The organism is Pantoea stewartii (assembly GCF_011044475.1).
In the GTDB taxonomy this organism is placed as follows: domain Bacteria; phylum Pseudomonadota; class Gammaproteobacteria; order Enterobacterales; family Enterobacteriaceae; genus Pantoea; species Pantoea stewartii.
The window spans coordinates 151,182-175,597 of sequence record NZ_CP049115.1; the positions used below are offsets into that span (position 1 = coordinate 151,182).

The 24,416-nt window shown below is 53.4% G+C and carries 20 protein-coding genes, 3 tRNA genes and 1 other RNA gene; 14 read left to right on the plus strand and 10 right to left on the minus strand.

Annotation, left to right across the window (positions count from 1 at the left end; genetic code table 11):
- Positions 1 to 7 precede the first annotated feature (7 nt).
- The 5 genes from G5574_RS00670 to G5574_RS00690 all read left to right on the plus strand — a co-directional run bounded on the left by G5574_RS00670 (position 8) and on the right by G5574_RS00690 (position 4,382).
- Positions 8 to 553, plus strand: coding sequence for a glutathione peroxidase (locus tag G5574_RS00670; protein ID WP_039340642.1), 546 nt, complete (start codon positions 8 to 10; stop codon positions 551 to 553).
- Positions 554 to 1,303 carry a vitamin B12 ABC transporter ATP-binding protein BtuD gene (btuD, locus tag G5574_RS00675; protein WP_033741133.1) on the plus strand — a complete coding sequence of 250 codons (750 nt, stop codon included), beginning with the start codon at positions 554 to 556 and terminating at the stop codon, positions 1,301 to 1,303.
- Between the two features lie 66 nt (positions 1,304 to 1,369).
- Complete coding sequence (locus G5574_RS00680; RefSeq protein ID WP_033741136.1) at positions 1,370 to 1,828, plus strand: NlpC/P60 family protein; 459 nt, start codon at positions 1,370 to 1,372, stop codon at positions 1,826 to 1,828.
- 291 nt (positions 1,829 to 2,119) lie between these two features.
- Positions 2,120 to 2,854, plus strand: coding sequence for an EAL domain-containing protein (locus G5574_RS00685; protein ID WP_006118964.1), 735 nt, complete (start codon positions 2,120 to 2,122; stop codon positions 2,852 to 2,854).
- 91 nt (positions 2,855 to 2,945) lie between these two features.
- Positions 2,946 to 4,382, plus strand: coding sequence for a protein adenylyltransferase SelO (locus G5574_RS00690; protein ID WP_164481861.1), 1,437 nt, complete (start codon positions 2,946 to 2,948; stop codon positions 4,380 to 4,382).
- Position 4,383: 1 nt separating this feature from the next.
- On the opposite strand, the gene G5574_RS00695 is transcribed toward G5574_RS00690, so the two are convergent.
- A complete protein-coding gene (locus tag G5574_RS00695; RefSeq protein WP_164481862.1) occupies positions 4,384 to 5,430 on the minus strand; it encodes a 3-deoxy-7-phosphoheptulonate synthase in 1,047 nt (348 codons plus the stop codon).
- Positions 5,431 to 5,581: 151 nt separating this feature from the next.
- Positions 5,582 to 6,409, minus strand: coding sequence for a posphoenolpyruvate synthetase regulatory kinase/phosphorylase PpsR (gene ppsR / locus G5574_RS00700; protein WP_006118966.1), 828 nt, complete (start codon positions 6,407 to 6,409; stop codon positions 5,582 to 5,584).
- 439 nt (positions 6,410 to 6,848) lie between these two features.
- Between ppsR and ppsA the strand changes: the two genes are divergently transcribed.
- Positions 6,849 to 9,233, plus strand: coding sequence for a phosphoenolpyruvate synthase (ppsA, locus tag G5574_RS00705; RefSeq protein ID WP_033741141.1), 2,385 nt, complete (start codon positions 6,849 to 6,851; stop codon positions 9,231 to 9,233).
- Positions 9,234 to 9,438: 205 nt separating this feature from the next.
- Here ppsA and rprA read toward each other — a convergent pair.
- Positions 9,439 to 9,548: antisense sRNA RprA (rprA, locus tag G5574_RS00710), an RNA gene on the minus strand.
- A 259-nt stretch (positions 9,549 to 9,807) separates the two neighbouring features.
- Positions 9,808 to 10,902 (minus strand): AI-2E family transporter YdiK, encoded by a 1,095-nt coding sequence (gene ydiK / locus G5574_RS00715; protein WP_006118968.1) that lies wholly within the window; start codon positions 10,900 to 10,902, stop codon positions 9,808 to 9,810.
- A 207-nt stretch (positions 10,903 to 11,109) separates the two neighbouring features.
- Between ydiK and ydiJ the strand changes: the two genes are divergently transcribed.
- Positions 11,110 to 14,163, plus strand: coding sequence for a D-2-hydroxyglutarate dehydrogenase YdiJ (gene ydiJ / locus G5574_RS00720; protein ID WP_058708699.1), 3,054 nt, complete (start codon positions 11,110 to 11,112; stop codon positions 14,161 to 14,163).
- Between the two features lie 30 nt (positions 14,164 to 14,193).
- On the opposite strand, the gene G5574_RS00725 is transcribed toward ydiJ, so the two are convergent.
- Positions 14,194 to 14,598, minus strand: a complete 405-nt coding sequence (locus G5574_RS00725; RefSeq protein WP_006118970.1) for a hypothetical protein — start codon at positions 14,596 to 14,598, stop codon at positions 14,194 to 14,196.
- Positions 14,599 to 14,989: 391 nt separating this feature from the next.
- Here G5574_RS00725 and sufA point away from each other — a divergent pair, with 391 nt between their 5' ends.
- From sufA to G5574_RS00760, 7 genes are read left to right on the plus strand one after another with little or no spacing between them, the layout of a single operon-like run.
- A complete protein-coding gene (gene sufA / locus G5574_RS00730) occupies positions 14,990 to 15,364 on the plus strand; it encodes a Fe-S cluster assembly scaffold SufA (RefSeq protein ID WP_006118971.1) in 375 nt (124 codons plus the stop codon).
- A 7-nt stretch (positions 15,365 to 15,371) separates the two neighbouring features.
- Entirely contained in the window at positions 15,372 to 16,865 is a 1,494-nt protein-coding gene (gene sufB, locus G5574_RS00735; protein ID WP_033741147.1) for a Fe-S cluster assembly protein SufB, read from the plus strand.
- 46 nt (positions 16,866 to 16,911) lie between these two features.
- Positions 16,912 to 17,658, plus strand: a complete 747-nt coding sequence (gene sufC, locus G5574_RS00740; protein ID WP_006118973.1) for a Fe-S cluster assembly ATPase SufC — start codon at positions 16,912 to 16,914, stop codon at positions 17,656 to 17,658.
- Positions 17,633 to 18,910 carry a Fe-S cluster assembly protein SufD gene (gene sufD, locus G5574_RS00745; protein ID WP_133745197.1) on the plus strand — a complete coding sequence of 426 codons (1,278 nt, stop codon included), beginning with the start codon at positions 17,633 to 17,635 and terminating at the stop codon, positions 18,908 to 18,910. Before sufC ends, sufD begins: the two co-directional genes overlap by 26 nt.
- Complete coding sequence (sufS, locus tag G5574_RS00750; RefSeq protein ID WP_054633960.1) at positions 18,910 to 20,133, plus strand: cysteine desulfurase SufS; 1,224 nt, start codon at positions 18,910 to 18,912, stop codon at positions 20,131 to 20,133. Before sufD ends, sufS begins: the two co-directional genes overlap by 1 nt.
- Positions 20,134 to 20,154: 21 nt before the next feature.
- Positions 20,155 to 20,571, plus strand: coding sequence for a cysteine desulfuration protein SufE (sufE, locus tag G5574_RS00755; RefSeq protein WP_006118976.1), 417 nt, complete (start codon positions 20,155 to 20,157; stop codon positions 20,569 to 20,571).
- Between the two features lie 55 nt (positions 20,572 to 20,626).
- Positions 20,627 to 21,589 carry a L,D-transpeptidase family protein gene (locus G5574_RS00760; RefSeq protein WP_039340609.1) on the plus strand — a complete coding sequence of 321 codons (963 nt, stop codon included), beginning with the start codon at positions 20,627 to 20,629 and terminating at the stop codon, positions 21,587 to 21,589.
- A 244-nt stretch (positions 21,590 to 21,833) separates the two neighbouring features.
- Here the strand turns inward: G5574_RS00760 and G5574_RS00765 are convergent, their stop codons facing one another.
- From G5574_RS00765 to G5574_RS00785, 5 genes are all read right to left on the minus strand, one after another.
- Positions 21,834 to 22,070, minus strand: coding sequence for a major outer membrane lipoprotein (locus tag G5574_RS00765; RefSeq protein ID WP_006118977.1), 237 nt, complete (start codon positions 22,068 to 22,070; stop codon positions 21,834 to 21,836).
- Between the two features lie 306 nt (positions 22,071 to 22,376).
- Positions 22,377 to 23,789, minus strand: coding sequence for a pyruvate kinase PykF (gene pykF / locus G5574_RS00770; protein WP_033741152.1), 1,413 nt, complete (start codon positions 23,787 to 23,789; stop codon positions 22,377 to 22,379).
- A 344-nt stretch (positions 23,790 to 24,133) separates the two neighbouring features.
- A tRNA-Val gene (locus G5574_RS00775) sits at positions 24,134 to 24,210 on the minus strand.
- Between the two features lie 10 nt (positions 24,211 to 24,220).
- Positions 24,221 to 24,297, minus strand: a tRNA-Val gene (locus G5574_RS00780).
- Between the two features lie 3 nt (positions 24,298 to 24,300).
- A tRNA-Val gene (locus tag G5574_RS00785) sits at positions 24,301 to 24,377 on the minus strand.
- Between the last annotated feature and the right edge of the window lie 39 nt (positions 24,378 to 24,416).

The following is a 24,416-nucleotide window of genomic DNA, read 5'->3' on the forward strand; positions in this document are numbered from 1 at the left end:
ACCCCGTATGAGCATTTATCAAACTGAACTGGTTACGCTGGATGGTGAGAAAACCACGCTGTCTGCCTGGCAGGGCAACGTCCTGCTGGTGGTGAACGTGGCCTCGAAATGTGGTTTAACGCCGCAATACGAAGCACTGGAAAATATCCATGAAGCCTGGCATGACCAGGGCTTCAGTGTACTGGGTTTTCCGTGCAATCAGTTCCTGGAGCAGGAACCCGGCACCAGCGAAGAAATCAAGACGTTTTGCAGCACCACCTACGGTGTGACCTTTCCTCTGTTCGAAAAATGTGAGGTGAATGGTGAACATCGTCATCCGCTTTATGCGCAGCTGGTGGCCGCAAAACCGGATGCCGTTCGGCCGGAAGAAAGTGGCTTTTATGAGCGTATGGTCAGTAAAGGCCGGGCACCAAAAGCGCCAGGGGATATTTTGTGGAATTTTGAAAAATTCCTGATTGGGCGTGACGGCAGCGTGATCCAGCGTTTCTCACCCGATATGTCGCCAGAAGACCCGATTATTCTGGAAACGATTAAGGTCGCGCTGGCTAAGTAGGTGTTACTCAGCCTGCAAGCGGCTGCCGTTGCCGGACGGCTGCAACCGGTGAGCGGTGCGCTTCATGCCGGGCATCTGATCCATCTGGTGGGGCCGAATGGCGCGGGCAAAAGCACCTTGTTGTCCGCGCTGGCCGGTCTGGAGCCGATAACCGGTCAGATGACTTTACAGGATAAAGCGCTGGCTGACTGGCCCGGACCGGCGCTGGCCCGGGTGCGCGGCTGGCTGCCTCAACAGCAGCTGCCACCCGGCATGATGCCGGTTTATCACTATCTTCGTCTGCATCTGGCGTCTTCAGGACCACACAATGATGCGCGGTTAATGAGCTTACTCGCCCGGCTGCAGTTGACAGAAAAACTCTCCCGACCGCTGAATCAGCTTTCCGGGGGCGAATGGCAGCGCGTCCGGCTTTGTGCGGTCATGGCACAAATCGATCCGCAGATTAATGCGGACGGTAAACTGCTGATTCTTGACGAACCCATGACGGCGCTGGATGTGGCGCAGCAACACGCTGTCGATAATCTGATTCAGGAACTCTGTCGTGCAGGGGTTTGTGTGATTGCCAGCAGCCATGACCTTAACCACAGCCTGTGGCATGCCGATCGGGTCTGGCTGTTGCATCAGGGCGCTGTTGTGGCACAGGGCAAACCCTGTGAAATCCTGCGTCCGGAACAGCTCACGCCACTCTACGGTATCCCTTTCCGACAACTCACCCTGGAAGGCCGTCCGCTGCTAACGGTTTTACCCTGAGACTTGCCACGCAGCGGGCTTTGCCGCTACATTTACCCCGTTATAACTGATTAAGGATGAGCTGTGATGCGCATGGGGTTGCTGTTCGTGGTGTTACTGTTGGTGGGCTGTAGCCATCGTGCACCGCCCGTCAATGGTCGCCTCTCTGACTCCATTACCGTTATCGCGCAGCTCAACGATCAACTGGGGAGCTGGCGGGGAACACCGTATCGCTATGGTGGCATGAGCCGCAAGGGCGTTGACTGCTCGGGTTTTGTCTATCTGACATTTCGGGATAAGTTTGATTTGCAGCTCCCACGCAGTACCGCCGCCCAGAGTGATATCGGCACGCGCATCAGCAAAGAGGACCTTCTGCCCGGCGACCTGGTGTTCTTCAGGACCGGCAGTGGCGAAAATGGCTTACATGTGGGCATTTACGACACGGATAACGCCTTCATCCATGCTTCAACCAGTCAGGGCGTCATTCGGTCCTCGCTGGATAATGTCTACTGGCGGAAAGTGTTTTGGCAGGCGCGACGCATATAATTTGTCAACCTAAGCCCGCCCGGTTAGTGCGGATTAATTCAGAAAATGACCGGATCTAAAAAATATTCCTAATTTGGCTTTAACCAACTCATTTTATTTATAACATTGGGAGCGGGAATCTTTTTCATACTTTACAGAATTGTCCCAAAAATTATTTGGCTTAAAGTTTATTTTCTTAAAACTAAAGCCAGTAATGGCCTAAAAATATCTATCTCATCAGTCCTTTGCTACTATTGCCAGTAAGTTTTTAATCATATACGATGCACTATCGCCACATATACTGGCTGTAAAATGAAAATTCATCTGTCGGCCGACTATGAGTCGGAAATTTGGTTTTATGCCGCCTGTTCCCAGGAAGGGCACTTAACCGCTATTGAGCTGGCTACCCAGTTCGTCCACGAAAGTGCGCCTATCACGTTGCCGCAGGATGTTCTGTTGCCGCAGCTTGATGAGACACAGCGCCTGCGCCTGCTGCAGCGGCAGGTTTCGTTACTGGAAAAGCATCAGACCTTTTTCGAAACGCACAACCTGCTGGCCTTTATGCCCACAGACGAGGGCATGGCAAGCACCCTGCTCGAAAGTGAGTTTCTGACGCGTAAAATAAAACAACTGCCCTTTTTAAGGTTGGATATCAGCGAAACGTTTCTCTCGCTCCATTTGGGAAAAAATAATCCGCTTCTCGCGGCGTTATATGGTGAGTTTAAATTGTCTCTGTCGCATTTTGGCGCGGGGAAATCGTCGACGACTGCCGTTTACGATAATCTGTTTAGCTGTATCAGGCTGGATAAACACTTTATTCAGTCGCTTGCTAAACGTGCTTCTTTTTTACCATTTATGCAAAGCATCATTGATAATTTCCGTAGCCATTGCGATCGGATGATTATTTGTGGCGTAGATGACGAAATTTTACTGGATAAAGTTAGCCATCTAAGTAATGTGCATCTGCAGGGTGCCTTGTTCCCGGTGGTGAAATCTGATGCGTTTGAGTCCTTGATCTACTCCGAGCAATTCCTGCACTCTCCCTGATATTTGCACGACTGTCGCCTGTTTAATCCCGGCTATCAACGCTACACTGTGGGTTTTATCATACGATACCCGGTGTCGTTTGGGAGTAGACATGGTCTTTGACAACAGCTGGTTTCGAGAGCTTTCGGGTACTTATACCGCCTTACATCCCACCCCGCTTGCCGGTGGCAGACTGTTATATCACAACGGTCCGCTGGCGCACGAAATGGCGCTGGAGAGCGATCTGTTTACCGGGCAGGGGCACGGTGTCTGGTACGGTGCGTCACTGTTGCCGGGTATGCAACCGCTGGCGCAGGTATACAGTGGCCATCAGTTCGGCGTCTGGGCAGGTCAGCTGGGTGACGGGCGCGGCATTCTGCTGGGTGAGCAGCGCCAGCAAGATGGCAGCCGTCTCGACTGGCATTTAAAAGGCGCAGGGCTGACGCCGTATTCTCGCATGGGCGATGGTCGTGCTGTGGTGCGCTCGACGGTGCGTGAGTTTCTGGCCTCGGAGGCGCTGCACCATCTGGGGATCCCGACCACGCGCGCGTTAACGATAGCCATCAGCGATGAGCCGGTTTACCGTGAAACCGCTGAGCGCGGTGCAATGCTGATGCGGATCGCGCCGAGTCATCTGCGCTTTGGCCATTTCGAACACTTCTTTTACAGCCAGCAGCCTGACAAGGTCAAACAGCTGGCGGAGTATGCCATTCGTCATCACTGGCCGCATCTGGCGGAGGACGCCGACCGTTATTATCTGTGGTTCGCCGATATCGTCCTGCGCACAGCACGCCTGATTGCGCAGTGGCAGAGCGTGGGCTTTGCGCATGGTGTGATGAATACCGACAACATGTCGATCCTTGGCCTGACGATGGATTACGGCCCTTACGGTTTTCTGGATGACTACCAGCCGGACTTTATCTGTAATCACAGTGATTATCAGGGGCGCTACAGCTTCGAGAATCAGCCGATGATCGGTCTGTGGAATCTTAATCGTCTGGCGCATGCCCTGTCAGGATTACTCAGTACCGAGCAGCTAAAGCAGGCGCTGAGCGGTTATGAAAACGAACTGATGCGCGTCTGGGGCCAGCGGATGCGGGCGAAACTGGGCTTTCTGACCGAAGAGGCAGGGGATAACGCGATTCTGACCGGTCTGCTCAGCTTAATGAGTCAGGAACGGCGCGATTATACGTTGACGTTCCGCCTGCTCAGTGAAACGCAGCAGTCAGAACAGCGATCGCCGTTACGGGATGAATTTATCGATCGCGCTGCCTTTGATCGCTGGTATCAGGATTACCGCACCCGTTTGTTGCAGGAGCAGGTCAGCGATGCGACGCGCCAGCAGGTGATGAAAGCGGCCAATCCGGCGCTGGTATTGCGAAATTATCTGGCACAGCAGGCGATCGAGGCGGCGGAGCAGGGTGAGAGCGGGGCGCTGGCCCGTTTACATCAGGCGCTTCAGCAGCCCTTCAGTGACGCGACGGCCGCTGAGTATCGTCAACGGCCGCCGGACTGGGGCAAATCACTGGAAGTCAGTTGTTCCAGCTAAGTTATAAACGGTGAGAAACTGCCTCAGCTAACAGGGCCAGTACAGCTTCGCTGTCTTGCCAGTTGAGGCAGGGATCGGTGATGGACTGACCGTACGTCAGGGGCTCACCGCTCACCACTTTCTGATTGCCTTCTTCGATAAAACTTTCGATCATCACGCCCGCTACCGCGCGTGAACCTCCTTTGATCTGTTCAGCCACATCAGCAGCAACGTCGCGCTGACGACGATGCTGTTTCAGGCAGTTGCCGTGGCTGAAATCAATCACCAGCTGTGGCGCTAAGCCGAATTCATTCAGGCAGGCAGTCGCCTCGGCGACATCGGCGGCATGATAATTGGGCTGTTTACCGCCACGTAAAATCACATGGCCGTGCGGGTTGCCGCTGGTCTGGTAAATGGTCATCTGCCCCTGTTTATCCGGCGACAGGAACATATGCCTGGTTCGGGCAGCGCGAATGGCATCCACAGCAATACGCACATTGCCATCGGTGCCGTTTTTGAAGCCGACAGGACAGGAGAGCGCAGAGGCCATTTCACGATGGATCTGGCTTTCAGTGGTGCGGGCTCCAATGGCCCCCCAGCTGATCAGATCGGCAATAAACTGCCCGATCACCATATCCAGAAATTCCGTTGCTGTGGGTAAGCCGAGGGCGTTGATATCAATCAGTAGCTTACGGGCAATGCCGATGCCGCGGTTCACATCAAAGCTACCGTCCAGATCCGGATCGGAGATCAGGCCTTTCCAGCCGACCACCGTACGTGGCTTTTCAAAATAGGCCCGCATCACGATTTCCAGCCGGTCCTGATACTGCTCGCGCAGCACATTTAAACGCCGGGCATAGTCTAAAGCCGCCACCGGGTCATGCAGGGAGCAGGGACCAATCACGACCAGCAGACGGGGATCGTCGCCCGTGAGGATGCGCGCAATGCGCTTGCGTGCTGCGGTGATATTATCGGCCATGGCGGAGGAAAGCGGATATTCAGCTGCCAGACTGGCAGGAGAGATCAGGCTGCCAATGCGCGCCGTGCGCAGTTCGTCAGTTTTATTCATGGTGTTCTCTAAATGTGTTCTTCGCAGCGGTGGAATACCGGGAAGTGATGAGGGTCACAATAAACCATTAGCTTGTGAATTCAAGCACCAACGTGACAATCGCAGGCAAAATTACGGCAGCGCCACGTTACAGGGCGCTGCCGGCGGCGGATCAGTACATGCGGCGCGTCAGGCCCATAATATCGAGGATCTTGGTGGCGATCTCTTCCACGGAATAGTTGGTACTGTTGAGATAGCGAATCTGGTGGGTACGGAACAGCGCTTCCACTTCGCCCACCTCCAGTCGACACTGACGCAGGGAAGCATAGCGGGTATTTTCCGCGCGTTCCTGACGTATGGCCGCCAGGCGTTCCGGGTCAATTGTCAGACCAAACAGTTTATGCTGATGCTGGCGCAGAGCGGGCGGCAGTTTCAGGTTATCCATATCATCGGCAATAAACGGATAGTTCGCAGCACGAATACCAAACTGCATCGCCAGATAGAGGCTGGTGGGGGTTTTACCACAACGGGAAACGCCTAACAGAATGACCTGCGCGTCTTCCAGGCCGCGCAGTGAAATGCCGTCATCATGTGCCAGGGTGTAATCAATCGCCGCAATACGCGCATCGTATTTACCCAGATTGCTGGCATCCAGTCCGTGCGTTCGGTGTGCGACCGGTGCCGGTGCGAGACCAAGCTCCTGCTGAAGCGGAGCGACCAGCGCCTGAACAATGTCCTGACAAAACCCGTCACTTTGCAGAATGATGTCGCGCACTTCCGGCGTGACGATAGAAAAAAAGACCAGTGGACGCACGCCGCTTTGCTGAAAAAGGGCATTGATCTGCGCTTTAACCGCCTGCGCGCGCTGAACATTCTCAACGAACGGCAGGGTGACACTGTTGGTGTTTACGGGAAACTGCGATAGCACAGCGTGGCCTAACACTTCGGCGGTAATCGCAGTGCCGTCGGAGATATAAAAAACGCTTCTGTCGGTGGTCATGGAGCATGCCTCGTGCAAGGAAGTCGTGAAAAGACGGAGCAGGGTTAAGTTCAGGCGCGCGAATCCCAGCGGGGGCATGTGAAGTCTGGCTTAACCATTTGTCGTACAGTTTTAGCATAACCGACAGAAAATATTCCTTTTCTCCGCCACAGATTTGCCATGAAAATCGCGCCTGAAGCTGCCTTTTTCACCCGCCTTGTTGCGCAACAAAAACGACGCTTCAGGCGGCACTGAAATGAAAAACACTTTTAAATGAGTGGGTTGTGATAAAAAATATCCTTTGCGCAACGTCTTAAAAAAGCGGGTTATAGTCTGAAACTGCCGTGCAGAATCTGCTTTAACGATTCAACAGATCGTGTTTGCCAAAACGTTATGCCAGGCTGATTGTGTTAATAGCAGGATTTTCCATGTGCCCATTCATTAATAAAGGATCAGTTCAATGTCCAATAAAGGCGAACAGCCGTTAGTACTCTGGTACAACCAGCTTGGCATGCATGATGTTGATCGGGTAGGAGGCAAAAATGCGTCTCTGGGTGAGATGATTACCAATTTGTCCTCTCTGGGGGTTTCGGTACCCAATGGTTTCGCGACCACCTCCTGGGCCTTTAATCAGTTTCTTGAGCAGAGCGGTCTGAACCAGCGTATTTATGCATTGCTGGATGACACCAATATTGATGATGTTGATCAACTGGCGAAAGCAGGTAAGCAGATTCGTCAGTGGGTCGTCGAAACGCCCTTCCAGCCTGAACTTGAAGCCGCCATTTTGTCGGCCTACGAACAGCTCTCAGCAGACGATGCCGAGGCCTCTTTTGCCGTACGCTCCTCGGCCACCGCAGAAGATATGCCCGATGCTTCCTTTGCCGGACAACAGGAAACCTTTCTGAACGTGCAGGGCATCGAAGCTGTGATGGTAGCGGTGAAACATGTTTACGCATCCCTGTTTAACGATCGTGCCATCTCTTACCGTGTTCATCAGGGCTACGATCACCGGGGTGTTGCCCTGTCGGCAGGCATACAGCGTATGGTCCGTTCCGATCTGGCCGCATCAGGCGTGATGTTTACCATTGATACGGAATCTGGCTTCGATCAGGTGGTGTTTATCACGGCGGCGCTGGGTCTGGGCGAAATGGTGGTGCAGGGCGCTGTCAACCCGGATGAGTTTTACGTGCATAAACCCACACTGGCCGCGAAGCGTCCGGCAATCGTGCGCCGCAACATGGGCTCGAAAAAAGTGCGGATGGTGTATGCCGATTCACGTGAGCACGGCGAGCAGGTGCGAATCGAGGATGTGCCGGAAACGGAACGCGACCGCTTCTGCCTGAACGACAGCGAAGTTCAGGCGCTGGCACAGCAGGCGGTACTGATCGAGCAGCACTATAAGCGCCCGATGGATATTGAATGGGCAAAAGACGGGCATACCGGCAAGCTGTTCATCGTGCAGGCGCGACCGGAAACCGTGCGCTCAAATGGTCAGGTGATGGAGCGTTACACCCTGCAAGGCCAGGGAAATGTGGTCATTGAAGGCCGTGCAATTGGCCATCGCATTGGTGCCGGGCCGGTTAAGGTGATTCATGACATCAGCGAAATGAACCGTATCGAAAAAGGTGACGTGCTGGTGACCGATATGACCGATCCTGACTGGGAACCGATCATGAAAAAGGCCTCCGCTATTGTCACCAATCGCGGGGGGCGTACCTGTCATGCCGCGATTATAGCGCGTGAATTGGGAATTCCGGCGGTGGTCGGGTGCGGCGATGCCACCGAGCGCCTGAAAGAAGGTCATACCGTGACCGTGTCCTGTGCGGAAGGCGATACCGGCTATGTTTACGACGAACTGCTCGATTTTGACGTGACCAGTTCGCAGGTCGATACCATGCCGGACCTGCCGCTGAAGGTGATGATGAACGTGGGTAACCCGGATCGCGCCTTTGATTTTGCCTGCTTACCCAATGAAGGGGTTGGGCTGGCGCGCCTGGAGTTCATCATCAACCGCATGATCGGTGTGCATCCTAAAGCGCTGCTTGAGTTTGACCAACAACCGCCGGCGTTGCAGCAACACATCCGTCAGCTGATGAAAGGCTTTGACGATCCCGTCGAGTTCTATATTGCGCGCCTGACTGAAGGTATCGCGACCCTGGGCGCGGCATTCGCACCCAAACGGGTGATTGTGCGATTGTCCGACTTCAAAACCAATGAATACGCCAATCTGGTCGGCGGGGAACGGTACGAACCGGAAGAAGAGAACCCCATGCTGGGCTTCCGCGGCGCTGGCCGTTACGTGTCAGAAAGCTTCCGCGACTGTTTTGCGCTTGAGTGTGAAGCGGTGAAGCGGGTGCGAAATGACATGGGACTGACCAATGTCGAGATCATGGTGCCGTTTGTACGTACGGTGGACCAGGCGCAGGCGGTGGTCGAAGAGTTAGGTCGCCAGGGCCTGAAGCGGGGTGAGAACGGACTGAAGGTCATTATGATGTGTGAAATCCCGTCAAATGCTCTGCTGGCGGAGCAGTTTTTACAGCACTTTGACGGCTTCTCCATTGGCTCGAACGACATGACGCAGCTGGCGCTGGGGCTCGATCGTGATTCCGGCGTCGTGTCTGCCCTGTTTGATGAACGCAATGAGGCGGTGAAAGCCTTACTGTCCATGGCGATCAAGGCGGCGAAAAAACAGGGTAAATACGTCGGTATTTGTGGACAAGGGCCTTCGGATCATCAGGATTTTGCGGCCTGGTTGATGGAGCAGGGCATCGACAGTTTGTCACTTAACCCGGATACCGTCGTGGAAACGTGGCTGAGCCTGGCGGCCCTGAATAAGTCTGCCTGACGCGACGTTTACACTGTTATTTTAAGGCCAGCGCAAGCTGGCTTTTTTATTCCCGGCGGAAAAACAGACGGGGTTGATCAGTGCTGACCCGCTCCGGTTGTCGAGATATCACTTGCGCGGAAAGCGTATAAGGGGCGAGGTTGCTCTTCGGCCTGTTCATACAACCTGACCGGTGAAAAAGGGGCGCAACCCCTTTTCGACAGGCAAAAAAAAAAGCCCATCACAGGGGATGGGCAAAGACTACACACAGCAATTCTTTACGCTACTCAGGGGAAATAAGGGTGTTTAGAAATCAGTGAGTTGATTTCAAACTTGTTAAATATGTTATTCATACCGCTTGCTGGCGTCTTTAAGAATCCTCTTATTAGTTTAAAGGAAATAATATTTTTACCATCATTAAGAGCGTTCAGGAGAGTTATTATGTATGAAAAATAATCATTTCAGGCCGAAAAATGGGCTTAAAGCGCTAAATATGCGTTTTATCTTAAAAACTACTAATGGAAAAAAGGCTGGTGATATCTTAATCAGCCAGCCTACTTAACCACTACTAATCATATGAAATGCAGAACAGGGCCTATTGATCCGTCTTTTCGTCCAGGGCTTTGAGCGGATCGACCGGTGGTCTGGGCACTTCATTCATCCAGACGGACACCAGGCGATAGGAGACGGCCAGCACGACGGGGCCGATAAACAGTCCGATCATGCCAAACGCGATGAGTCCGCCAATGACACCGGATAAAATCAGAATCAGCGGCAGGTCGGCACCCATACGAATCAGCACGGGACGCAAAATATTGTCCAGTGTTCCGACGACGCAGCTCCACACCAGCAGCACCGTGCCCCAGGTCGTATCGCCGCTCCAGTAGAGATAAACGATGGCGGGCACCAGCACCAGCAGGGGACCAATCTGGACCAGACAGCAGAGGATCATCAGGACGGTCAGCAAGGTCGCATAAGGAATGCCGGAGATGGCCAGCCCGATACCGCCCAGCACGCCCTGTACCAGCGCAGTCACCACCACGCCCAGCGCCACCGCACGTACGGCTTGCCCGGCCAGCAAAACGGCGGCATCACCGCGACGGCCCGCCATGCGCACAGCGAAATGGCGAATTCCCAGCGCCGCCTGTTCACCGCGCCAGTAGAGCAGCACGCTAAACAGCAGCATCACGGCCAGATGAATCATAAACCGGCCAAAGTGTCCGGCCTGCGCAACAAAGAAGCCTGTTGTACGACCGACGTAAGGCTGAAGCTTGGCCATGATGGCCGCACCCCCGCCGGCCACCAGTTTCTGGTAGCTGGCATACAGTTTTTCCCCGACCACAGGAATGTCATTCAGCCAGCTCAGCGTCGGCAGCATATGGCCCTGCGTCGCCCAGGCAATTACCGGAGCACTGTTATCAATCAGGCTGTTCACCAGCAGGGCAACCGGAATAATAAACAGCAACAGAAGCAGAATGGTCATCACAATGACGGCCAGAGAACGCCGGCCCCAGAGCAGTCGCTGAATTCTCAGCATCAACGGCCAGGTCGCAATCACTACCATGCTGGCCCAGGCGAAGCCGAGGATAAAAGGTTGCACCACCCATAAGCAGGCGGCAATCAACAGCAAAATGAATATCAGAGTGAACAACATTTGGGGAAGGTCTATCTGCCGTTCCAGGCTTTTCATCTTAAGCATTACCTCTTTGAGATCCGTCAACGCAGGGGATGACAGTGACCCGTCATCATGAGCTATTTGAGGGCGTTTAAACAGGCTTGTAAAGAAATGGTTTCAGCCTTTCCTGAAAAAACGACAGGGCTGACAGAAATGTGATAAAACAGGAGATTAACGCACGCGACAGACGCAAACCTACACAACATCTTTGGTCACAGAATCATGATCCCACAGATTTCTCAGGCACCGGGTCTTATCCAGCGGGTGCTGACATTCCTTGAAACCCTCAAAGAACAGGGCTTCACCGGCGACACCGCCACCAGTTATGCCGACAGGCTTTCTCTCTCAACCGACAACAGCATCTATCAGCTGCTGCCCGATGCGGTGCTGTTTCCGCGCTCGACGGCTGATGTCGCGCTGATTGCCCGCGTAGCGGGGGACCCGGCGTTCTCGAGTCTGGTTTTCACCCCGCGCGGTGGCGGGACCGGCACTAACGGCCAGTCACTGAATCAGGGCATTATTGTGGATATGTCCCGCTACATGAACCGTATCCTGGAGGTTAACACCGAACAGGGATGGGTGCGTGTAGAAGCGGGCGTGGTTAAAGATCAACTTAACGCGTATCTGAAACCGTTTGGTTACTTTTTCTCGCCAGAGTTGTCGACCAGTAACCGTGCTACGCTGGGCGGCATGATCAATACCGATGCCTCCGGCCAGGGATCGCTGGTGTATGGTAAAACCTCTGATCATGTTCTTGGTTTGCGGGCGGTCCTGCTGGGGGGCGATATTCTGGATACCCGGCCCATGCCCACGGCGCTGGCCGAAAGCCTGGCGCAAACGCCCACGCCAGAGGGCCGCATCTATCAGCAGGTTCTGACGCGATGTCGCGAACAGCGTGACCTGATTCTGGAAAAATTTCCCAAACTGAACCGCTTCCTGACCGGCTACGATTTGCGTCATGTCTTTAGCGACGATATGCAAACGTTTGACCTGACGCGCCTGCTGTGCGGCGCAGAAGGCACGCTGGCCTTTATCAGTGAAGCCCGGCTGGACATTACGCCCCTGCCTAAAGTGCGGCGCGTGGTGAATATCAAATACGACTCCTTTGATTCTGCTTTGCGCAATGCGCCTCTGATGGTACAGGCGCAGGCTCTTTCCGTCGAAACGGTGGACTCGAAAGTGCTCAATCTGGCACGGGAGGACATCGTCTGGCACTCCGTGAAAGCGCTGATCACCGATGTTCCCGACAAAACGATGTCAGGGCTGAATATTGTGGAGTTTGCCGGGGATGACGAAGCGAAAATTGAGCAGCAACTGACGCAACTGTGCAGCCGACTTGATGCGCTGATCGCGCAGCAGGAAGGCGGCGTCATTGGCTATCAACGCTGTAACGACCTGGACAGCATCGAACGCATTTATAACATGCGTAAAAAAGCGGTGGGATTATTGGGCAATGCGAAAGGGCGGGCGAAGCCGATTCCGTTTGTCGAAGATACGGCCGTGCCGCCGGAACACCTTGCCGACTACATCGTCGAGTTCCGGGCGCTTCTTGACAGCCATGGCCTGAGTTACGGCATGTTTGGCCATGTGGACGCGGGCGTGCTCCATGTCCGGCCGGCGCTGGATATGTGCGATCCGCATCAGGAAATGATGATGAAGCAGATTTCTGATGAGGTGGTCGAACTGACCGCGCGCTATGGCGGTCTGCTGTGGGGCGAACATGGCAAGGGCTTTCGCGCGCAATACAGTCCGGCCTTCTTCGGGGACACCCTGTTCAACGAACTGCGCCGTATCAAAGCGGCGTTCGATCCCGATAACCGGCTGAACCCCGGCAAGATCTGTACGCCTTACAACAGCGATGCGGCGATGATGCAGGTGGATGCCACCAAACGCGGCAGCTATGACCGCCAGATTCCTGTACAGGTGCGTGACACCTGGCGTGGCGCGATGGAATGTAACGGTAATGGCTTGTGCTTCAATTTCGACGTGCGCAGCCCGATGTGCCCCTCGATGAAAATCACGCGCAACCGCATTCATTCACCTAAAGGGCGCGCCACCTTAACACGCGAATGGCTGCGCTTGCTGGCAGAGCAGGGCGTGGATCCGGTGATGCTGGAGAAAAAACTGCCGGAGAAGACACTGTCGTTGCGGGGGCTGGTTGGCCGCATGCGGAACACCTGGTATGCGAATAAAGGGGAATATGATTTTTCGCATGAAGTGAAGGACGCCATGTCAGGCTGCCTGGCCTGTAAGGCCTGTTCAACCCAGTGCCCGATTAAAATTGACGTGCCGGCTTTCCGCTCGCGTTTTTTGCAGCTTTATCATACGCGCTATCTTCGTCCCCTGAGCGATCATCTGGTGGCCGCGGTGGAAAGCTATGCGCCCGTGATGGCAAAAGCGCCTACGGTCTTTAACTTCTTCCTTAAACAGCCCTGGGCCGCATCGTTCAGCAAAACGCACATTGGCATGGTGGATTTGCCCTTGCTTTCCTCACCCACTCTCAAACAGCAGCTGAGCGGCCATCCGGCAATGCAGATGACGCTGGAACAGCTTGAAGGGCTGACGGAGGCGCAGCGGGCGAAAACGGTGCTGGTGGTGCAGGATCCCTTTACCAGCTTCTATGAGGCCCGGCTGGTCAGCGACTTTATCAGGCTGATTGAGAAACTCGGCTATCAACCTGTTCTGTTGCCCTTCTCGCCAAACGGTAAGGCACAGCACGTTAAAGGCTTTTTACAACGTTTTGCCCGCACGGCCAGTAAAACCGCTGATTTTCTTAATCGCGTCGCCCGACTGGGCATGCCAATGGTCGGCATCGATCCCGCCACGGTCCTGTGTTATCGCGATGAATATCGTCAGACGCTGGGGGAGGCGCGGGGCGATTTCAATGTGCTGTTGGTGCATGAATGGTTGCAGAATGCGGTGCAGGAACGTGACGTCCAGATTGCCAGCGGCGAAGCCTGGTATCTGTTTGCGCACTGCACCGAAGTCACCGCCTTGCCTGCAACGCCCGGTCAGTGGCAGGCGATTTTTTTACGTTTTGGTGCAAAGCTGGAAAACATCAACGTGGGCTGCTGTGGCATGGCGGGCACTTACGGACACGAGAGCAAAAATCTGGACAATTCGCTGGGCATATATGCGCTCTCATGGCATCCGCAGTTGCAAAAGCTGCCGCGTCAACGCTGTCTGGCAACCGGTTTTTCCTGCCGGAGCCAGGTTAAACGTGTTGAAGGCAATGGCATGCGCCATCCGCTTCAGGCTCTGCTTGAGCTGGTGTAAAAAGGCAGGAGACGTCAACCGCAGGCTGGATTAGAATATCCAGCCTGCATGTTTGACAAAGTTACTCTGGAGCACCGTCGCCTGTTCCCATTCACCTGTAATGGCCAGCTGGTGGCATAGCCGGGTCAGTGACAGTCTTGCCAGCTGGTAAGCCTGAATGCGAAACAGCCGATCCCGGTCGGGATTTTGCATTTCTACGACCAGTCGGTGATGAAGCTTACCCATGGCATGCAAATAACTCTGGTCGTCACCGTTCAGTTGGCAAAGTTCTGCCATATCCAGACAGGTATCATTGAACTGACGTAACTGCTGAACGGTACACTCAGCCCGGTCAAGTCTGGCCTGCGCCAGGTAAAAATCGACAGTGAGATCGCGAACCGAAAAACGGTATTCATCAAGTTTGTGCTGAAGCCAGGCGGAAACCGATAACGACATAACGCATCCTGATGCTGAATGATAATAATTATCATATTCAACTGAACAGCGATTGCAATTGGCAAATGAGAATTTTTTTCCGATTTATTTCACCTGTCGGTATAATCGGAAATAACAATCTGTTTACAACACAGAAAGGCGTAACCTATCAATAAAGGGTTTATCATAAAGTGATGATTTTAAAATTCACCAGTTATTAACAGGTTACGGGGTCGTGCTTCCTGCCTGTTTTGCGAATGCAAGCCTGGCTGAAGACGCTATGCTTAATAAATGCGCTGTTAAAAACAGCATCTAATGATTATCCCTGCAAAACAAGAGGTTGAAGTGATCAGTGAGATCACTACCATAGGGGGATAGCCTGAAAAGGTCCGGACTCACAAGAGGTAGCAACATGTCATCCGTGAATGCAGACTCTTTCTCACCTGACGAATATGTGTGGAAAGGGTTAACGCTGACCGAAACCGCAGCGAAACAAATTCTAAATCTGGCCGCAGAAAACCCAGAAGTCAAGGGCCTGCGTTTAGCGATTAAACAATCCGGTTGTGCCGGCTTTGGTTATGTCATGGATCTGGTGAAGCAACCAGAAGATGACGACCTGCAGTTTACCTACTACGGCGCAACATTGTTTGTACCGCTTCAGGCGATGCCATTTATCGATGGCACTGAAGTGGATTACGTCCGTGAAGGCCTGAATCAAATTTTTAAATTCAATAACCCTAAAGCTCAACACGCCTGCGGGTGCGGTGAAAGCTTTGGCGTCGAGTAAGTGAAATATGTCACGACACAGCGAAACATCTGACGATGTACAAATGTGGGAAGGCAAGCTCAATTATAAAGAGGGCTTCTTTACCCAGTTGCAAACCGAAGAATTTGCCAACGGCATCAATGAAGATGTCGTGCGCGCAATTTCGGCTAAGCGTAACGAGCCAGAGTGGATGCTGGAGTTTCGGCTTAAAGCTTTTCGTGCCTGGCTGGAAATGGAAGAGCCACACTGGCTGAAAGCGCACTACGAAAAGCTCGACTATCAGGATTACAGTTACTATTCCGCGCCGTCGTGCGGCAACTGTGACGATACCTGTGCGTCGGAGCCGGGAGCCACGCAGGCTTCAGGCGCGGCGCCTGCCAACGATTACCTGACGCAGGAAGTGGAAAACGCCTTCAACCAACTGGGTGTACCGGTGCGTGAAGGCAAGGAAGTGGCGGTTGACGCCATTTTTGACTCGGTGTCGGTGTCCACCACCTATCGTAGCAAGCTGGCGGAACAGGGCATTATCTTCTGCTCGTTCGGTGAAGCCATTCACGATCATCCGGAACTGGTGAAGAAATATCTGGGCACGGTAGTCCCACCCAACGACAACTTCTTCGCTGCCCTGAATTCAGCGGTTGCGTCAGACGGTACCTTTGTTTACATCCCGAAAGGGGTGCGTTGTCCGATGGAGCTGTCGACCTACTTCCGTATTAACGCGGCGAAAACCGGTCAGTTTGAACGCACCATCCTGATTGCTGATGAAGACAGCTATGTCAGCTACATTGAAGGCTGTTCTGCACCGGTCCGTGACAGCTATCAGCTGCACGCAGCGGTGGTCGAGGTGATCATCCACAAGAATGCGGAAGTGAAATACTCCACCGTGCAGAACTGGTTCCCGGGCGGTGAAGGCGAGGGCGGTATCCTTAACTTCGTGACTAAGCGTGCGCTGTGTGAAGGCGACCACAGTAAAATGTCCTGGACGCAGTCGGAAACCGGGTCGGCCATTACCTGGAAATACCCGAGCTGTATCCTGCGTGGCGATCACTCCGTGGGCGAGTTCTACTCCGTCGCCTTAACCAGCGGACGCCAGCAGGCGGACACCGGTACCAAGATGATTCACATTGGTAAAAACACCCGGTCGACCATTATCTCCAAAGGTATCTCTGCCGGTAAAAGCCAGAACACTTACCGTGGCCTGGTGAAAATCATGCCGACGGCCACCAACGCACGTAACTTTACCCAGTGTGATTCCATGCTGATTGGGCCAGATTGTGGAGCACATACGTTCCCGTATGTTGAAACCCGCAACAACACCGCCCAGCTGGAGCATGAAGCGACCACTTCACGTATCGGCGAAGATCAGATGTTCTACTGTCTGCAACGTGGCATCAGTGAAGAAGATGCTATCTCGATGATCGTGAACGGCTTCTGTAAAGACGTATTCTCTGAGCTGCCGCTGGAATTTGCAGTGGAAGCACAAAAACTGTTAGCCATCAGCCTTGAGCACAGTGTGGGCTGATTGACGCCGTCACACGCGTTGCCGGAAGCAATGTGAAGGAATAAGTATGTTAAGTATTAAAGATTTACAGGTTAGCGTTGAAGACAAAGCGATCTTACGTGGTCTGAACCTTGAGATTAAACCAGGCGAAGTTCATGCCATCATGGGACCGAATGGTTCAGGTAAAAGTACGCTGTCTGCGACCTTAGCTGGCCGTGAAGACTATGAAATTACCGGCGGTTCAGTGACCTTTAAAGGCAAAGACCTGCTGGAGCTGGAGCCGGAAGAGCGCGCGGGTGAAGGGATCTTCATGGCGTTCCAGTATCCGGTTGAAATTCCTGGCGTCAGCAACCAGTTTTTCCTGCAGACCTCTGTGAACGCAGTGCGCAAATACCGTCAGCAGGATGAGCTCGATCGTTTTGATTTCCAGGATTTCATCGAAGAGAAAATTAATCTGCTCAAGATGCCTGAAGATCTGCTGACCCGTTCTGTCAACGTCGGTTTCTCCGGCGGTGAGAAGAAGCGTAACGATATTCTGCAGATGGCCGCGCTTGAGCCCGATCTGTGCATTCTGGACGAAACGGACTCCGGTCTCGACATCGATGCCCTGAAAATCGTGGCTAACGGCGTAAACAGCCTGCGCGATGAGAAGCGTGCGTTCATCATCGTCACGCACTATCAGCGTATCCTGGACTATATCAAACCTGACTTTGTGCATGTGCTGTATCAGGGCAAAATCGTGAAATCTGGCGACTTCTCGCTGGTGAAACAGTTGGAGGAGCAGGGTTATGGCTGGCTTACCGACGAAGAGTGATACTGCGCTGCAACAGTGGCACCACCTGTTTGAATCGCGCGGTGAACTGCGCTCCATGCAGGCACAGCAGCACTGGCAGCAGTTAATGCGTCTGGGCTTGCCCACGCGCAAGCATGAAAACTGGAAATACACGCCGCTGGATGGCCTGCTGGCACAGCACTTTGTATTGCCTGAGTCTCAGGACGTCAGTGCTTCACAGGTTGAAGCGCTGGCTCTGCCGCTGGATGCTATTCGTCTGGTGTTTGTCGACGGCAAATTCCAGTCTGCGCTGAGTGCGACCGGGACTGATTTTTTCGAGATTCAGCACAGCGTTGCCGCTGAGCGTCGCGATCTGCCTGCGCCGGTTCAGCCCGAAGTCTTTCTGCATCTGACGGAAAGCCTGGCTGAAGAAGTGACTCATATTCGTCTGCCGCGCGGTAAGGCGGCTTCACGTCCGCTTTACCTGCTGCACATCACCAGCGGCAAAGATGATGGCATGAACACCGTTCATTACCGTCATCATCTGCAACTGGAAGAGAGTGCAGAAGCGGAAGTCATCGAGCACTATGTCACGCTGAACGACAGCGCGCACTTCACCGGCGGTCGCTTTAGCTTCGCTGTCGCTGATAATGCTACGCTGAAGCACACCAAGCTGGCCTTTGAAAGCACTAAAAGTTATCACTTTGCCCATAATGACATCGTGATTAACCGTGATGCGCAGGTGACCAGCACCAGCTTCTTACTGGGTGCGGGTTTAAGCCGTCATAACACCAGTACGCAGCTCAATGGTGAAAACACCCAGCTTTCTTTGAACAGTCTGGTGCTGCCCGTGAATCAGGAAGTGGCGGATACCCGCACCTATCTTGAGCATAACAAAGGCCACTGCCTGAGCCGTCAGATGCACAAAACCATCGTGCGTGACAAAGGGCGTGCGGTGTTTAACGGCCACATCAAAGTGGCGCAGCATGCGTTAAAGACAGATGGTCAGATGACCAACAACAATCTGCTGTTAGGCCGCCTGGCCGAAGTGGATACCAAGCCGCAGCTGGAAATTTATGCCGATGACGTTAAATGCAGCCACGGTGCGACCGTAGGCCGTATTGATGACGAGCAGATGTTCTACCTGCGTTCGCGCGGTATCGAGCAGGACGCCGCGCAGACCATGATCATTCACGCCTTTGCGGCTGAGTTAACCGAAACGCTGGAGAACCCCGTTCTTCGCCAGGCGGTGCTCCAGCGCATTGCTCAGCGTTTTCCAGGAGACAACTCATGATGAACTTCGATCTCGAGCGTATCAGAGCGGATTTTCCGGTTCTGAAGCGTGAGGTCAACGGTCATCCGCTGGCTTACCTTGACAGCGCGGCCAGCGCACAGCGTCCTTTGTCGGTCATCAATGCCGAAAGCCATTTCTACCAGCACGGCTATGCCGCCGTGCACCGCGGTATTCACACGCTCAGCCAGCAGGCAACCAGCGATATGGAAAACGTTCGCGAACAGGCGGCACGTTTTCTGAATGCGGCTTCTGCGGAAGAAATCGTTTTTGTTAAAGGTACGACGGAAGGCATCAACCTGGTTGCCAACAGCTGGGCGGGCAGTCAACTGCAACCCGGTGATAACCTGATTATCACGCAGATGGAGCACCATGCGAATATCGTGCCCTGGCAGATGGTGGCTGAACGCTGTGGTGCGGAAATTCGGGTACTGCCCCTGACCGACAACGGTGAGCTGGCGCTGGATCAACTGGCGGGGCTGATTGACAGCCGCACGCGCCTGCTGGCGGTCACCCATGTGTCCAATGTGCTTGGTACGGTGAATCCGGTCAAAGCCATCGTCGCGCAGGCCAGGGCAGCAGGTGTGGTTACCCTGATCGACGGGGCGCAGGCCGTGATGCACAGCGCTGTCGATGTACAGGATATCGGCTGCGACTTCTATGTGTTCTCCGGCCATAAGCTCTATGGCCCAACGGGCATTGGCGTGCTGTATGGCCGCAAGGCGCTGCTGGACATCATGCCGCCCTGGGAAGGGGGCGGATCGATGATTGGCGAAGTCCTGCTGCCCACCGGCACCACCTGGAATACGGCACCGTGGCGTTTTGAAGCCGGAACGCCGAATACCGGTGGCATCATTGGTCTGGGCGCCGCGCTGGAGTATGTTGAGGCGCTGGGACTGGATACGATTCATCAGCGGGAAACAATCCTGATGAATTATGCGCTTGATAAGCTCGCCTCCGTGCCGGATATCCAGATCTACGGTTCGCAGCAGCGTACCGGTGTGATTGCCTTTAACCTGGGCAAACATCACGCCTTTGATGTCGGCAGCTTCCTTGATCAGTACGGTATTGCGATTCGTACCGGCCACCATTGCGCTATGCCGCTGCTGCGCCATTATCAGGTCCCCGCGATGTGTCGCGCTTCTTTCACGTTCTACAACAGTGAAGACGAAGTGGATCGGCTGGCGGCAGGTCTGACGCGTATTCATCGCCTGCTGGGCGGCTGAACAACGTAAACGGAGTGATTCATGGCCACGTTGCCAGAAAAAGAGAAACTGGTGCGCAACTTTAATCGTTGCGCTAACTGGGAAGAGAAGTATCTGTACATCATTGAATTAGGTGCCAAACTCCCGGAATCGTCTGAAACACTGCACCAGCCTGAAAATGCCATTACCGGCTGTCAGAGTCAGGTGTGGATCAAGATGACCCCGCAGGCAGACGGTACGATCGCCTTTGAAGGTGACAGTGATGCAGCTATCGTTAAGGGACTGATTGCTATCGTATTTAGCCTTTATCAGAACCTGCAACCCGCTGAAATCGTGGCACTGGACGTTCGCCACTGGTTCAGCGAACTGGCCCTCGTTCAGCACCTCACGCCGACGCGCTCGCAGGGGCTGGAGGCGATGATTAAGTCAATTCGCCATACCGCTCAGAACCTCAGCTAAGATACACTCCAAAGACGCCATCCGGCGTCTTTTTACTGTCTGATGAGAACATCGCATGAAACCTGCTTTTTATATAGCCGGTGCATTGCTGCTGACCTGTTTTGGGCTCTCTGCACCCGGTTTTGCTACCGAATATCCCTTGCCGCCGCCTGGCAGCCGCCTGACAGGTGAAAATCTTGTTACCCAGGTGCCAGATAATAAACGCCCGCTGGAAGATATCGCTGCGCGTTATCAGGTTGGCCTGCTGGGCATGCTGGAAGCGAACCCAGGCACCGATCCGTGGTTGCCCAGGCCGGGTACGCAGCTGACCATTCCGCTACAGATGATTCTGCCGGATACGCCACGCGAAGGCATTGTGGTAAACCTGGCGGAACTGCGGTTGTACTATTACCCAAAAGGTGAAAACAAGGTCATTGTGTATCCGATTGGTATCGGTCAGATGGGGATCATGACGCCCGTGATGGTGACCAGCATCAGCCAGAAAATCCCCAACCCCACCTGGACGCCTACCGCGAATATTCGCAAGCGCTACGCGAAAGAGGGCATTACCCTGCCTGCAGTGGTGCCCGCAGGCCCGGATAACCCTATGGGGCTGCATGCGTTGCGTATGGCGCGGGGAACCGGGCAATATCTTATCCATGGTACTAATGCCAATTTTGGTATCGGCATGCGCGTGAGTTCGGGTTGTATTCGCCTGCGCACGGACGATATTGAAGCGCTGTTTAATGCGGTGCCGGTGGGAACGCGTGTGCAGGTGATTAACCAACCGGTGAAATATACCGTTGAGCCCGATGGCAAACGTTACGTTGAAGTCCATCAGCCCTTGTCGCGCAGCGAGAAAGACGATCCGCAAACCGCGCCTCTGGCCTTAAGTGCTGGCTTCAGGACGTTTATGAAAAGCGAGAAAAGTGACCAGGCCTTAATTAACGCTACACTGACGCGCCGTTCGGGCATGCCGGTGCTGGTCAGTGCCGGTGAGCCGGTGCGGGATGAGGCAAGCGTCCTGTCGGCACACTAATTAATGCGGGACAGGGCGCGAGTCCTGTCAGTGCAGTAACCGAAGCAGATTGAGGCGACAGGCCTGCCTGGACATAACCGATGCGGAATGGGGCTAACGGACAGTCGCGACAGTAAACGAGGCAGGACAGGGCAAACGTGCTGTCGACGAACGATGCGGCATTAGTGAAAGAGAAGGCGTTAGTTGCGGATCAGCAGACAAAAAAAATGGTGCCACAAGGGCACCATTTTTAAAACCAGAACTCTTACTTACGGTAAGAGTGAGCCTGGTTGTCCAGACGCTGGTTAGCGCGAGCTGCGTCATCTTTAGCAGCCTGAACGTCAGAACGCACTGCGTTCACGTCGTTGCTCAGCTGGTCAACTTTAGCGTTCAGAGTCTGAACGTCTGAAGACAGCTGGTCGATTTTAGCGTTGCTTGAGCAACCAGCCAGCAGAGTTGAACCCAGGATTACCGCGCCCAGTACCAGTTTAGTACGATTCATTATTTATACCCTCTAGATTGAGTTAATCTCCATGTAGCGTTACAAGTATTACACAAAGCTTTTTAAGTTGAGAATAATTTTTTGATAAGAACATGCTTAAACATGATCGTTCGCTCAAAGAAACAGCGGATCAAAGAAGAAGATAAAAAAATTTAGCTAAAACAGAGAGATTTAATCGGATTAACCTTAATTTCAGGGGCATTTTTATTGTTGTTTTGGGCTGGCGTTTTCAGGAATCTGTATTACAAAGCCCATAAAAAAAGCGCCTTTTAAGGCGCTTTCGATAATAAAGCCATAAACCCCGTATTACAGCACGTGTACCGATGCGGTATTCGTGGTTCCACTTGGCACCAGCGCGCCAGAAACCAGCACAACAACATCGCCTTTTTGAGCAAAACCGCTTTCCAGCGCCGCTTCTTTACCCAGACGATAGAAATCGTCGGTTGAGGCAATTTCGCTGACCATACGCGTCTCAATACCTTTGCTCAGAATCAACTGACGCGCTGTGGTGGCATTGGTGGTTAAGGCCAGGATGGTGGCGTTAGGGAAGTACTTACGCACGGCCTTCGCTGATTTACCGCCTTCTGTTGCGACAACGATAAGTGGCGCTTCCAGCTTCTCGGCGGTTTCAACGGCACCACGGCACACCGCTTCGGTGATACGCAGTTTGCGGTTGTCATTCTGCTCATCAATGCGCGGCTTCATCACGCGGTCGGTACGCTCACAGATGGTCGCCATGATGGTGACCGACTCCAGCGGATAACGGCCTTTCGCACTTTCGCCCGACAGCATGACGGCGTCCGTCCCGTCCAGGATGGCGTTCGCTACGTCGCCGGCTTCTGCGCGAGTAGGGCGTGGATTCTTGATCATGGAATCCAGCATCTGGGTGGCGGTGATAACAACCTTACGCGCCTTATTACATTTTTTGATCATCATCTTCTGCGCGAAGATCACTTCTTCAACCGGGATTTCAACGCCCAAATCGCCACGGGCGACCATGATGCCGTCAGACGCATCCAGGATCTCGTCGAAGTTGTTCAGGCCTTCCTGGTTTTCAATTTTAGAGATGATCTGAATATTTTCGCCGCCGTGCTGCTTCAGGTGCTCACGGATTTCCAGCACGTCAGAGCGCTTACGGATAAAGGACGCGGCAACGAAATCAACGCCTTGTTCACAACCAAAAATCAGGTCGCGTTTGTCTTTCTCGGCCAGCGCAGGCAACTGGATAGAAACGCCTGGCAGGTTAACACCTTTATTCTCACCTAAATCACCGTTGTTCAGGACTTCACAGATGACGCTGTTTTCGGTGACTTCAGTCACTTTCATGCCGATCAGACCATCGTCAACCAGAACGGTATTGCCGATTTTCAAATCGTTGGCAAAGCCAGAATACGTCACCGCAACACGTTCGCTGTTGCCAATCACGCTCTGGTCAGTGGTAAAAGTAAAGGTCTGGCCAGCTTTCAGTGACACATCATTGCCACCTTCCAGCTTCATGGTGCGGATTTCCGGACCTTTGGTATCCAGCAGAATAGCGGCAGGAATGCCAGTTTTTTGGGTGACAGCACGCATATTGGTGATGCGCTGACCGTGTTCTGCATAGTCGCCGTGCGAGAAGTTCAGACGCATCACGTTCATGCCTGCTTCAAGCAGCTGGGTCAACATCTCTTCGGATTCGGTTTTTGGGCCGATAGTACAAACGATCTTAGTCTTTTTCATGACGGGTTATCTGTAAGTTGTGATGGATGATAAATAGGGTTTCGATGACAGCGCACCGAAATGAAAACGCTGGTTGAAAGAGAAAAGGGTGATACAGGATAAGAATAGGTGACGAAGGCAAGGCGTGCAGAGAAGTTGCGTGGTTAGTTGGCTTAACCACCGGGACGTTGTTGCGCAAACAATCTTAATTATCGTCATAAGCACGTAGTCGCTGAAACCTTTCAAGTAAACAACGCGGCCAGTATAATCACTAAGTATGCGAAAACCAATCGAAAAACAGTACGTAAAGGCAATGTAAATCAAGAAATGGGTCGTTGCGCAAGTGAAGAAAGGAAGTAAAAGAGTGGTGCGCTCTAATGGACTCGAACCATCGACCCCCACCATGTCAAGGTGGTGCTCTAACCAACTGAGCTAAGAGCGCAAAATAAATTTGGTGCGTCCGAGTGGACTCGAACCACCGACCCCCACCATGTCAAGGTGGTGCTCTAACCAACTGAGCTACGGACGCACTTGGTGCGCTCTAATGGACTCGAACCATCGACCCCCACCATGTCAAGGTGGTGCTCTAACCAACTGAGCTAAGAGCGCAACATGCTGTCAGGGCGACAGCGGGGACGAATATTAACG